Below are 12,217 nucleotides of genomic sequence, written 5' to 3'. Positions count from 1 at the left end.
CGTCCCCACCGCGCTCACATCCGCGCACTGAGGGCCTTCTTCACGATGGCCTGCAGCTCCGCCTGGACCTGGCCGCTGGTGACGACCTTGTAGAGCAGCAACGCGAACCCGACGGCCGCGATGATCCCCATGGCGTACTCGGACGTCACCATTCCGCCGTCCTGACGGCAGGCTCCGCGCACCCGGACCGCCGCTTTCCTGATCTTCTCGAACATTTCGACCCCCGTGGGATTCCTGGTCTTGTCACTCGTTGTCGTCTGTCGCCGTGCGTCACGCTCGCCCGACGTCTGCGTGCAGGTCCGCTCTCATCGCGCTCGTCGCCTCACCTCCCTCCCATCACCCCGCCCGCCAGCCCGATCACGACCGGCAGCACACCGACCGCGATGAACGCGGGCAGGAAGCACAGGCCGACCGGCGCGGAGATCAGTACGCCCGCCCGGCGTGCCCGGGCCGTCGCCGCCCGCGCCCACTCCGCACGCGCGTCCGACGCGAGCCGGGCGACCGGGCCGGCCGCGGGCAACCCGGACTCGTCGGCCCGCTCCAGCAGCCGCGCGAGCGCACCGGCACCGGGCAGCGCCGCCAAGCTCCGCCAGGCGTCCGCCGGTTCGCCACCGAGCCGGACCTCCGCCGCGCCCCGCGCCAGGGCCTGCCCGACGGGTCCGCCAAGGGCCTCCCCCACCGCCTGCGCGGCGATCACCGGGCCGGCACCGGCCGCGATACAGGCGGCCAGCAGATCGGCGGCGAGCGGAAGCTGGCGCGCGGCCCCGGCCGTATCGACCGCCTCCTGCCGCCCCGCCGCCGCCTGACGACCCCGCCACCGCCACAGCACCGCGCCCACACCCAGCCCCAGCGCCACACCGGTGATCCCGCCGACCAGCACCCACACACCGCACGCCGCACCGGCCGTCGACACCCACCGCCGCCGAAAGATGTCCGAAATCGTCAGCCGACCTGTCCGCTCAGGCACGTCGAAGCCCAGCAGCTCGGCCACTCGGCGCCGCGCCCGGCGCCGCCGCCGCGCCAGTTCCAGCCACCGGACACCCCAGCTGAGGACCAGTGCAACGACCACCGCCGTCCCCAGCCTGTGGATGGCTTCCCCACTCACCCCGCACGCCCCTTTCCCGCCATTCGGCCACTCGGCCCTTCGGCAATCACTCACCCGGCCACCCGGCCACCCGCACGGTCGCCAAACACGCACGGCGCACCTCACACGGCCTCCGCTCCCCGCACGATCCGCATCGCCCACCACAGCCCGGCCGTCTCGAACACCGCGCCTGCCGCCAGGCAGCCGAGGCCCGCGCCGCTGTGCAGCAGCACCCGCAGGGGATCGGCGCCCATGGCCGTGCCCAGGAGCAGCCCGAGGGCGGGCAGTGCGGCGAGCAACACCGCGGTGGCCCGGGCGCCCGCCAACTGGGCGCTCACGTCGGATCGCTGGTCCCGCTCCGCGCGCAGGGCCGCGTCCAGCCGGTCCAGGCCGGTGGCGAGCCCGGCGCCCTGGTCCACCGCCACCCGCCAGCACGCGGCGAGCCCGAGCAGGCCCTCCGCCCCCGGCTGCCGAGCCGCCACGGCGAGCGCGCCGGGCACGTCCCCGCCGAACCGTGCCGCGGCCACCACGGCGGCCTGTGCCTCGCCCAGCCCTCCGGAGTCCCGCGCGGCCCGCAAGAGCGCCTCCCCCGGCTGCCGTCCCGCCCGCACCTCCCCGGCGAGCCCACCGCACAGGTCGATCACCGCGTCGGCCCGCCGCTCCCGGGTACGCCGGGCCTGCCGGGCCTGCCTCGTCCGGCGCACCACGGGGACACCGGCGGCCCCCGCGACCACCGGGATCACCGAGGCGCCCAGCAGGGCGATCCCCAGACCCGCGACCAGCACCCACCACTCGGCGCCCCATCGGCCGCGCCGCCGCCGCAGTTCCGCGCGGAACTCCTCCCAGACCGGCGGTCCCGTCGTCACCACCCCGGCGTCGGCCAGCAGCAGCCGCGCCCGCCGCATCCCGTAGTGCCGCCCGCCCAGCAGCCACACCAGCGCGCCGAGACAGACCAGAGCGGCCCCCATGGACGTCTCACCCATCACTTCCGTCACCCCTCTCCTCACCGTCGGCCTGGACCCACCCGCCGAACCTCGCTGATCCGCCACCGGCCACCACACGCACCGAGCCGCCGAGCCTCACCGGCCGACCACCGCTGGTCCGCCGAACGAGCCGGCCTGCCGCGACCCCGCGCCGCCGCTCACCCACCCTCCAGCTCCCCCGCGTCCCCCACGAGTTGCCGCAACCGCCCCCACCCCCGCTCCCGTACGAACGCCCGCTCGCCCCAGCGCAGGGCCGGTACCGTCCGGACCAGCCCCGTGGTGTCCCGCTCCAGCACGTGCACCTCGGCGATCCGGCGCCGCCCGGACCGGTCCCGTACGAGGTGCACGACCACGGAGAGGGCAGCCGCCAACTGGCTGTGAAGGGCGGCACGGTCCAGCCCGGCGGCCGTGGCCAGCGCCTCCAGCCGGGCCGGCACATCCGCCGCCGCATTGGCGTGGACCGTGCAACAGCCGCCCTCGTGCCCGGTGTTGAGGGCCGCGAGCAGATGCACCACCTCGGGGCCGCGTACCTCGCCGACGACCAGCCGGTCCGGCCGCATCCGCAGCGCCTGCCGTACCAGGTCCTCCAGGGTGACCAGGCCGGCGCCCTCCTGGTTGGCGGGCCGGGTCTCCAGCCGGACGACGTGCGGGTGGTCCGGCCTCAGCTCGGCCGAGTCCTCGGCGAGCACGATCCGCTCGCCGGGTCCGACGAGCCCGAGCAGGGCGCTGAGCAGGGTCGTCTTGCCGGATCCGGTGCCGCCGCTGACGAGGAAGGACAGCCGGGCCTCGAGCAGCGCCCGCAGGATCCGGTCACCACCCGGTGGCACGGTGCCGGCCGCGACGAGCTCGCCGAGGGTGAAGGCCCGCGGCCGTACCACCCGCAGGGCGAGGCAGGTGCAGCCGACGGCGACCGGGGGAAGCACCGCGTGCAGCCGGGTGCCGTCCGGCAGCCGGGCGTCCGCCCAGGGCCGGGCGTCGTCCAGCCGGCGTCCGGCCACGGCGGCCAGCCGCTGCGCGAGACGCCGTACGGCCGCCGCGTCGGGGAAGGTCACCGGGGTCAGCTCCAGGCCGCCGCCGCGGTCGACCCAGACCCGGTCCGGGGCGGAGACCAGGACGTCGGTGACGTCCGGGTCGGCGAGCAGGGGTTCCAGGGGGCCGGTGCCGACGAGTTCGGACCGCAGATGCGCGGCCGCGCCGAGGACTTCCGCGTCGCCGAGCACCCGGCCCTGTTCGCGCAGGGCCTGGGCCACACGCGCGGGGGTGGGTTCGGCGCCGCTCTCGGCGAGCCGGCGGCGGACGCCGTCGAGCAGGGCCGCGCCGTCGGCCCGGTCGAGTCCGGGCAGCGTCATCGGACACCTCCCGTCTCGACCAGCGCCCGCTCCCAGAAGTGCGCGCAGAAACGGGCGAGCGGTCCGCGCCCGGTGGCGCCCGGCGGTTTCGCGCCGCCCCGCGGGCGCTGCAACGCCGGTTCGACGGGCACCTCGCCCGCCAGGGGCAGGCCGAGCAGCCGGGCCACCTCCTGGTCGTCGAGGCCGGGCGCGTACGGCCCGCGGACCGCGACCCGCAGGTCCCGCACGACCATGCCGACGGCGGAGGCGACGCGGCCGGCGGCGGCGACGGCCCGCAGCTCGGCCGGGACGACGAGCAGGGCCATGTCGAGCTGGGCGAGGGCCTCCGCGACCCCGTCGTCGAGGCGCCGGGGCAGGTCGACGACGACCGTGCCGCCGCGCCGCCGGGCGGCTGCCAGCACCGCGCGGACCGCGGGGGGCGGGACAGCGACGCAGTCGCCGCGGTCCCAGCTGAGCACGCGCAGGGAGTGCAGCTCGGGCAGCGACTCCTCCAGGGCGCCGCCGCCGACCCGGCCCCGGGAGGCGGCGAAGGCGGGCCAGCGCAGCCCTTCGGCGCTCTCGCCGCCGAGGAGTACGTCGAGTCCGCCGCCCAGCGGATCGGCGTCCACGAGGAGGGTGCGCAGTCCCTCGCGCGCGGAGGTGACGGCGAGCGCGCAGGCGAGCGTGGACGCGCCGGCCCCGCCGCGACCGCCGATCACCCCGACGGTGAGGGCCGGGCGGCCGATGCCCTCGGCCACATCGGCGATGCGGTCGACCAGCCACGGTTCGCCGTCGGGGAGCATCAGGACGTGGTCGGCGCCGATCTGGACGGCTCGTTTCCACACCCCCGGGTCGTCCTGGTCGCGGCCCACCAGCACTACCCCCGGCCGGCGCGCCACGCCGCGCATCCGGTGGGCGGCGTCGTCGCCGACGAGCACCAGCGGGGCGACCGCCCAGCCGTCACCGGATTCCGGTACGCCGTGGTGGACCTCGGGTGTGGCGCCCGCCGCCGCGCACAGGCGCAGCAGATCGTCCAGGAGGACGGCGTCCTCGGTGACGATGAGCGGCCGTCCGGGCCGCTCCGCGGGGCCGGGCGGCGGGTCGTGGGTGACGGTTCCGGTCACGGGTGTTCCCCCTTCGCTGGGCGGGCCGCGCAGCCCCTGCGACCACGCGATTCCCGAAGATGTGAAGAACCGGCAAGCGGCCTCCATATGAACGGCCGATAGGAACCGGCCATACGCGCTCCGGCAATGGGACCCGGCCATGAACTCGCCTCGGCCGGAGTGCGCTGGAATCACGGTGCAGTGATCCGCGAAATAATGTGGATCTTGGTCGATAACTGTGGACAACCCAGGCCCTGTGAATAACTCGGTCACCCATACCGGTGACCCCCGTGCCGGCGCGTGTGCGATATCCACAGCGCAGTCTGGCGATTACCGCCGGTAACCGATCATGGGCATGGCGACGGCGCGGTCACGGCGGCGGACTGCCGGCCGTACGGCCGCGTGGGGGAAGGAGCGGAGGGAGAAAACCCATCCGGACATGCGACGACCCCCGCCGGGGGGGAGAGCGGGGGTCGTCCCCACGGCCGACTCGGGGGGGGAGGAGTCGGACCGGGTTAGCACGGTCGCGAACGATCCGTGACTTCCATGGTGTACCCGAGAGCCCTCTCAGGCAAACCCACGCGCCCCACCTTACGCCGAATGGTGGGCCCCTATGCTCGGGGACGTGGAAAACCACTCCTTGCCCCGCGCAGCGGCCTTCTTTGACCTGGACAAGACGGTCATTGCGAAGTCCAGCACCCTCACCTTCAGCAAGTCCTTCTACCAAGGCGGGCTGATCAACCGCAGGGCCGCGCTGCGTACCGCATATGCCCAGTTCGTCTTCCTGGCCGGCGGTCTGGACCACGACCAGATGGAGCGCATGCGCGAGTATCTCTCCGCGCTGTGCCGCGGCTGGAACGTCCAGCAGGTGCGGGAGATCGTCGCCGAGACACTGCACGAGCTGATCGACCCGATCATCTACGACGAGGCCGCCTCGCTCATCGAGGAGCACCACGCGGCCGGCCGGGACGTGGTGATCGTGTCCACCTCGGGCGCCGAGGTGGTCGAGCCGGTCGGGGAACTGCTGGGCGCGGACCGGGTGGTGGCCACCCGGATGGTCGTCGGCGAGGACGGCTGTTTCACGGGAGAGGTGGAGTACTACGCCTACGGCCCGACGAAGGCCGAGGCCATCAGGGAGCTGGCCGCGTCCGAGGGCTACGACCTCGACCGCTGCTACGCCTACAGCGACTCGGCGACCGACCTGCCGATGCTCCAGGCCGTCGGGCACCCGCACGCGGTGAACCCGGACCGCGCACTGCGCCGCCAGGCATGCGCGCGCGGTTGGCCGATCCTGGAGTTCCGGCACCCGGTCCGCCTGAAGAAACGGCTGCCCGCCTTCTCCGTGCCGGCCCGCCCGACGCTGGTCGCCGCGGCGGCCATAGGCGCGGCAGCGGCGACCGCCGGCCTCGTCTGGTACACGAACCGGCGCCGTGGCACCGCCTGAACCGGCGCCCGTTTCACCCTGTTTGAACCTGAAAGTAAAGAAGTGCAGGCTGGGGTTCCGCTTCTTCCCGGCGCGCGGTACAAAGAACGTAGGCCCGCGAGACCAGAGGACATCCGCGAGGATCCCCTACCACTACGCATTGGCCCCACGGACCCAGCATGAACACCGGGCACCCACGCGACGTCGACCCGTCGATTACGGGCCAGCCGCACCAGGTGACGGGCAAGGATCCCGACCTGATGGGCGACATATCGAGGACGCCTGGTAACCCGGTGATCATGCCAGCGGCGGTACGAGCACTCGTACCGCCGCAACCTTTTCGTCTTCTCAGGCCGCGCCGCGCTGGAGCGCCTCGCACACCGCCGTCGACTCGCGTACGCCCAGCTCCACCGCCCGGCCGCAGTGGGCGATCCAGGCCGCCATGCCCTCGGGGGTGCCGGAGACGTACCCGTCCAGAGCGGCCAGGTAGGAGGCGCGCCCCAGTTCGGCGTGGCCCACCTCGGCCGGGCAGACCGCCTTCGGGTCCAGTCCGCTGCCGATCAGCACGATCCGCTCGGCCGCGCGCGCGACCAGGCCGTTGTGGGAGGTGAAGGGGCGCAGCGCGAGCAGCTCGCCGTGCACCACGGCGGCGGTGACCAGCGCGGGCGCGGAGGTCCCGGCGATGATCAGGTCGGCCAGCCCCTCCAGCCGGCCCGAGACCTCCCCGGCGTCCGGCAGCGGCAGCTCGACCAGCGGCTCGTCGACCGGCTCGCCGGCCAGCCGCGGCCTGCCGACCTGGTCCTCACCGCTCGCCGCGGCCACCAGGTGCAGCCGGGCCAGCACCCGCAGGGGTGACTGGCGCCAGATGGACAGCAGCTGCCCCGCCTCCGCGGTGAGCCGCAGGGCCGCGCCCATGACGCGGGCCTCGGCGTCGACGCCGAAGTCGGTGCGCCGGCGCACCTCCTCCAGGGCCCAGTCCGCGCCGGACAGCGCCGCCGAGCCCCGGGCGCCGCGCAGGGCCGCCTCGGAGGTGATCTCGTTGCTGCGACGTCGCATGATCCGGTGGCCGTAGACCCGGTCCACGGCCTTGCGCACGGACTCAACGGACTCGGCCACACCGGGCAGCGAGCCCAGGGCCGCGAGCGGATCGGCGGTCGCGCCTGTCGTACTCATGAGTACGACACTACGCACCCCGTCGGCCCGCCCCACGAAGGAGTGGTCTTCTTCACTGCCGCGTGACACGCACAGCTATGACCCGACTACCCTTGGTGAACATGAAAATTGCTTTCGTCGGGAAGGGCGGCAGCGGCAAGACCACGCTCTCCTCCCTCTTCATCCGCCATCTCGTCGCCTCCGGCGCCCCGGTGGTCGCCATCGACGCGGACATCAACCAGCACCTCGGCCCCGCGCTCGGCCTCGGCGAGGAGGAGGCCGCGGCGCTGCCCGCCATGGGCGGACAGCTCTCGCTGATCAAGGACTACCTGCGCGGCGCCAACCCGCGCATCGCCTCGGCCGCGACGATGATCAAGACGACCCCGCCCGGCGAGGGCTCGCGGCTGGTCGGGGTGCGCGAGCCCAACCCGGTCTACGACGCCTGCGCGCGCCCGGTGGAACTCGACGGCGGCGCCGCCCGTTTGATGGTCACGGGCCCCTTCACGGACGCCGACCTGGGGGTCGCCTGCTACCACTCCAAGACGGCAGCGGTGGAGCTGTTCCTGAACCACCTCGTCGACGGCCCCGGCGAGTACGTCGTGGTCGACATGACGGCCGGTTCGGACTCCTTCGCCTCCGGCATGTTCACCCGCTTCGACATGACGTTCCTCGTCGCCGAGCCGACCCGGAAGGGGGTCTCCGTCTACCGCCAGTACAAGGAGTACGCCCGCGACTTCGGCGTGGCCCTCAAGGTCGTCGGCAACAAGATCCAGGACCCGGACGACCTCGACTTCCTGCGCGAGGAGGTCGGGGACGACCTGCTCGTGACGGTCGGGCGCTCGGACTGGGTGCGCGCCATGGAGAAGGGCCGCCCGCCCCGGTTCGCCCTCCTGGAGGAGGCCAACGCCCGCGCCCTCGACCTGCTCAAGGTCACCGTCGACGCCACCTACGAGCAGCGCGACTGGGAGCGCTACACCCGCCAGATGGTGCACTTCCACCTGAAGAACGCCGAGTCCTGGGGCAACGAGCGCACCGGGGTCGACCTGGCGGCGCAGGTCGACCCCCACTTCGTGCTCGGCGAGAGCGTGGCGGCGCCGGCCTGACGTCTACGGCTCCTGCGCCGGCGCCCCGGGCACGCCCTTGGGCGCGGGGGCCGGGCGGCCGGACAGGAAGGACGCCCAGCCCTGCCGTGGGGCCTCGCCCACCTTCAGGGTGCGCAGCTTCGCCAGGGTCCCCGGGTCCTGGGCGTCCAGCCAGTCGGCCAGCTGGTGGAAGGAGACACAGCGCACCTCGGGCTTGGTGCACACCGCCTTGACCACGTCCTCCACGGCGCGCATGTAGGTGCCGCCGTTCCAGGACTCGAAGTGGTTGCCGATGATCAGGGGCGCGCGGTTGCCGTCGTAGGCGCGGTAGAAACCCTGGATGAGTCCGTCGCGCATCTGGCCGCCCCAGTAGTCGAACTTGTCGGGGTCGCCCTGGGTCTTGGTGCCGGACTGGTTGACCATGAAGTTGTAGTCCATGGTCAGCTGCTCATAGCTGTGGCCGGGGAAGGGCACCAGCTGCATCGACAGGTCCCACAGGCCCTCCTTCTTCTTGGGCCAGAGCTGGTTGTCGACTCCGCTGGAGTCGTAGCGGAAACCCAGCTGGCGGGCGGCCTTGACGAAGTTCTTCCGGCCTTCCAGGCAAGGGGTGCGGGCGCCGATCAGCTCCTTGTCGTAGTCGAAGGGCAGCGGGGCCGTCCGCTTCATGCCCGTGTTGGTCCGCCATGACTTCACGAAGTTCTTGGCCTGGGCGATCTCACTCTTCCACTCCTCCACCGACCAGGTGCCGACCCCGCCCTCGGGCCCGCAGAAGTGGCCGTTGAAGTGGGTGCCGATCTCGTTGCCCTCCAGCCAGGCCAGCCGTACCTGCTTGAGGGTGTCGGTGATGCCCTGCTCGTCGTTGAAGCCGATGTCGGAGCGGCCCGGCGAGTGCTGCGGGGGCTTGTACAGCTCGCGCTTCTCCTCCGGCAGGAGGTACACACCGCTGAGGAAGTACGTCATGGTCGCGTTGTTCTCCTTGGCGACCTCACGGAAGTGCGAGAACAGCTTCTGGCTGTCCTCGCCCGCGCCGTCCCAGGAGAACACCACGAACTGCGGGGGCTTCTGACCGGGGCTCAGCCGCTCGGGCCGGGGCAGGTGCGGCTGGGATCCGGTGTAGGCGGTGGAACCGTCGCCGATCAGCCGGAGCACGCTGCCGGGCGCCGGCGCACCCTGCACCGGGCCGGGCGCCCCTTCCTTGGCGCCGCTGGGACCGGTCGCGCAACCGGCGAGCGACGCCGCACAGGCCGCGGCGACCATGGCGCCGACGGCGATCCTCTGGGTGGCGGCCATGTTCCGCCCACCTTCTTCCTTCTTCCAGGCACACGCTGACGAGGGCCGTTTTCGAGTGATGCGCCGGGTTCGCACCGGCAGCGCCGCCAAGGTCGCACGCGACCGGGAAGGAATTAGTACGACAAGCCGATCACATGCCTACTTCACTCAAGCGGGCGATCCTTCACCCCATTTGCCCGAAAAGGCTATGCTTTGGCTTTACTCTGCATTACGGTTCTTTTACCGAGCGTTGATCCATCCCGCCGCTGCACGCCGTGACCCACGGCCGCGACCGAGCCCGCCCATCGCCGCGGCTCCCACCCAGTCCGCGACCGCGCCGCCCCGGAGGAGACGGGAACATGTCCGCCTGCGCACCCCCTCACACCCAGCAGCCCCACCCCCCGCACGACCCCGCACCGGCCCGCCGCCGCTTCCCGATCGCGGGCGCCGATCTGTCCGCGGCCGTCGCGGTCTTCCTGATCGCCCTGCCGCTCTCCCTCGGCATCGCCCTGGCCACCGGCGCCCCGCTCCAGGCCGGACTCGTCGCGGCCGCGGTCGGCGGGATCGTCGTCGGCCGGCTGGGCGGCTGCCCCCTCCAGGTCAGCGGGCCCGCCGCCGGACTCACCGTGGTCACCGCCGACCTGATCCACCGTTACGGCTGGCGGGCCACCTGCGGCATCACCGTGCTCGCGGGCCTCGCCCAACTAGGTCTCGGCTGCCTGCGGGTGGCGCGCGGCGCGCTCGCGGTCAGCCCGGCCGTGGTGCACGGCATGCTGGCCGGCATCGGCATCACCATCGCCGTCGCCCAGCTGCACATCGTCCTCGGCGGCAACCCGGACAGCTCCGTCCTCGCCAACGTGCGGCAGCTCCCAGCCCAGTTGGCCGGTCTGCACCCGGCCGCCGTGTCGATGAGCGCGCTGACCCTGGCCCTGCTGCTGGCGTGGCCCCGCCTGCCCGGCCGCGCCGGCCGGCTGCTGCGCAGGGTGCCGGCCGCCCTCGTCGCCGTCACCGGAGCCGCCGCGACCGCCGCCCTCACGGGACTGCGCCTCCCCCGGGTCGAGCTGCCGTCCTGGCACAGCCACGCCCTGGCCGGACTGCCCGAGGGCCCCGTGCTCGGCCTGGTGGCCGCGGTGCTCACCACCACCCTGGTGTGCAGCGTGCAGTCGCTGCTCGGCGCGGTGGCCGTGGACAAGCTGGTCGCCGCCCGCACCGGACCGCAGTCCCGCATCGGCCGCTCCGACCTGGACCGGGAGCTGCTCGGCCAAGGCACCGCCAACATCGTCTCCGGGGCTCTCGGCGGACTGCCGATCGCGGGCGTGGCGGTGCGCAGTACCGCGAATGTGAAATCAGGTGCCGTCAGCCGGAACTCCACGATGACGCACGGCGTTCTCGTAGTAGTCGCCGCGCTGCTGATGGTCCCGGTCCTGGAGGAGATCCCGCTCGCCTCCCTCGCCGCCCTGGTGATGGCCGTCGGCATCCAGATGGTGTCCCTGCACCACATCCGCACGGTGACGCGCCACCGCGAAGTGCCGGTCTACGCCGCGACCACGCTCGGCGTGGTGGTCCTCGGCGTCCTCCAGGGCGTGTTCCTCGGAGTCGCCGTGGCGGTCGCCGTCGCCCTGCACCGCCTCGCCCGCACCCGCATCACCCACCACGAGAAGGAAGGGGTCCATCACGTACGCGTCCGGGGTCAGCTGACCTTCCTCGCGGTGCCCCGGCTCAGCAGAACCCTGCACCTCGTGCCCCAGGGCGCCCGTGCCGTCGTGGAGTTGGACGGTTCGTTCATGGACCACGCGGCGTACGAGTCGCTGCAGGACTGGCGCAGCTCCCACACCGCGCGGGGAGGCACGGCCGAGCTGTCGGGCCGGCGCGACGGAATCCGGACCGCCGAGCAGGCCCCGGCCACCGAGTGCCGGTGCCGCCCCTGGACCCCCTGGCGCAACCACCAGGCCTGCTTCGTCACGGCCGCCGCCCCGGCGGGCCAGGGGCCCGGCCGGGAACTGGCCCGTGGCATCAGCTCGTTCCAGCGGAACACCGCGCCGCTGGTGCGGGAGGAGCTGGCGCGGCTCGCCCGGGAGGGCCAGCGGCCCTCCCAGCTCTTCCTGACCTGCGCCGATTCCCGGCTCGTCACGTCGATGATCACCGCCAGCGGTCCCGGCGACCTGTTCGTCGTCCGCAACGTCGGCAACCTGGTGCCGCCGCCCGGCGAGGAGCACGGCGACGACTCGGTGGCCGCCGCCATCGAGTACGCGGTCGACGTGCTCGGAGTGCGCTCCATCACGGTGTGCGGGCACTCCGGGTGCGGGGCGATGCAGGCACTGCTGGCCTCGGGGGCCGGCCAGGGGGACGGCACCCCGCTCCAGCGGTGGCTGCGGCACGGGCTGCCGAGCCTGGCGCGGACGGCCGGTGACCGCCCCGGGCGGCCCCGGCTGGCCGGGCGGGAGCCCGCGGACGCGGTGGAGCTGCTGTGCCTGACCAACGTGATCCAGCAACTGGCGCATCTGAGGGCGCACGGACCGGTGGCCCGGGCGCTGGCCGAGGGGGCACTGGAGCTGCACGGCATGTACTTCCACGTGGGCGAGGCACAGGCGTACCTGCTCGCCGATAGGGGGGAGGAAGCGGTGTTCGAGGACGTCACGGGAGGCATCGCAGGAGGTGAGGGGGCACGCGAAGCGGCGCGGGCCACGAGCGGCCGACAGGTCTAAACCAATTTTCCGGTCGACCCTTGTCATCGGACTCCCGGTCTGATGAGCTGTGGCCTGGGACACAACGGACACCCTTCGAAAGGGAGAT

General features: G+C 73.2%; 10 protein-coding genes. 3 read left to right on the top strand and 7 right to left on the bottom strand.

The window, feature by feature from the left end; genetic code table 11:
• Positions 1-14: 14 nt before the first annotated feature.
• The 5 genes from ACZ5DC_RS12150 to ssd form a co-directional block, all read right to left on the bottom strand.
• Positions 15-215, bottom strand: coding sequence for a DUF4244 domain-containing protein (locus tag ACZ5DC_RS12150; protein ID WP_078611786.1), 201 nt, complete (start codon positions 213-215; stop codon positions 15-17).
• Between the two features lie 107 nt (positions 216-322).
• A complete protein-coding gene (locus ACZ5DC_RS12145; protein ID WP_468651896.1) occupies positions 323-1,105 on the bottom strand; it encodes a type II secretion system F family protein in 783 nt (260 codons plus the stop codon).
• 101 nt (positions 1,106-1,206) lie between these two features.
• Positions 1,207-2,067 (bottom strand): type II secretion system F family protein, encoded by an 861-nt coding sequence (locus ACZ5DC_RS12140; RefSeq protein ID WP_468652075.1) that lies wholly within the window; start codon positions 2,065-2,067, stop codon positions 1,207-1,209.
• Positions 2,068-2,225: 158 nt separating this feature from the next.
• Positions 2,226-3,416, bottom strand: a complete 1,191-nt coding sequence (locus tag ACZ5DC_RS12135; protein WP_468651894.1) for a TadA family conjugal transfer-associated ATPase — start codon at positions 3,414-3,416, stop codon at positions 2,226-2,228.
• Positions 3,413-4,519: a septum site-determining protein Ssd gene (ssd, locus tag ACZ5DC_RS12130; protein WP_468651892.1), complete on the bottom strand. Its 1,107-nt coding sequence runs from the start codon at positions 4,517-4,519 to the stop codon at positions 3,413-3,415. Before ssd ends, ACZ5DC_RS12135 begins: the two co-directional genes overlap by 4 nt.
• Positions 4,520-5,111: 592 nt before the next feature.
• Here ssd and ACZ5DC_RS12125 point away from each other — a divergent pair.
• A complete protein-coding gene (locus ACZ5DC_RS12125; RefSeq protein WP_468651890.1) occupies positions 5,112-5,942 on the top strand; it encodes an HAD family hydrolase in 831 nt (276 codons plus the stop codon).
• Positions 5,943-6,269: 327 nt separating this feature from the next.
• Here ACZ5DC_RS12125 and ACZ5DC_RS12120 read toward each other — a convergent pair whose 3' ends face one another.
• Positions 6,270-7,094, bottom strand: coding sequence for a Fic family protein (locus ACZ5DC_RS12120; protein WP_468651888.1), 825 nt, complete (start codon positions 7,092-7,094; stop codon positions 6,270-6,272).
• 101 nt (positions 7,095-7,195) lie between these two features.
• On the opposite strand from ACZ5DC_RS12120, the gene ACZ5DC_RS12115 reads away from it, so the two are divergent.
• Positions 7,196-8,176 carry an ATP-binding protein gene (locus tag ACZ5DC_RS12115; protein WP_468651886.1) on the top strand — a complete coding sequence of 327 codons (981 nt, stop codon included), beginning with the start codon at positions 7,196-7,198 and terminating at the stop codon, positions 8,174-8,176.
• Positions 8,177-8,179: 3 nt separating this feature from the next.
• On the opposite strand, the gene ACZ5DC_RS12110 is transcribed toward ACZ5DC_RS12115, so the two are convergent.
• On the bottom strand, positions 8,180-9,445 hold the full coding sequence (locus tag ACZ5DC_RS12110; protein ID WP_468651884.1) for a polysaccharide deacetylase family protein: 1,266 nt from the start codon (positions 9,443-9,445) through the stop codon (positions 8,180-8,182).
• Between the two features lie 338 nt (positions 9,446-9,783).
• Here ACZ5DC_RS12110 and ACZ5DC_RS12105 point away from each other — a divergent pair, with 338 nt between their 5' ends.
• Entirely contained in the window at positions 9,784-12,129 is a 2,346-nt protein-coding gene (locus ACZ5DC_RS12105) for a bifunctional SulP family inorganic anion transporter/carbonic anhydrase (protein ID WP_468651882.1), read from the top strand.
• Positions 12,130-12,217 lie beyond the last annotated feature (88 nt).

The sequence above is a fragment of the Streptomyces sp. NPDC031445 genome, assembly GCF_055581365.1.
Note: the sequence above shows the minus strand (reverse complement) of the source record. Positions and strands in the feature narration are given on the sequence as shown.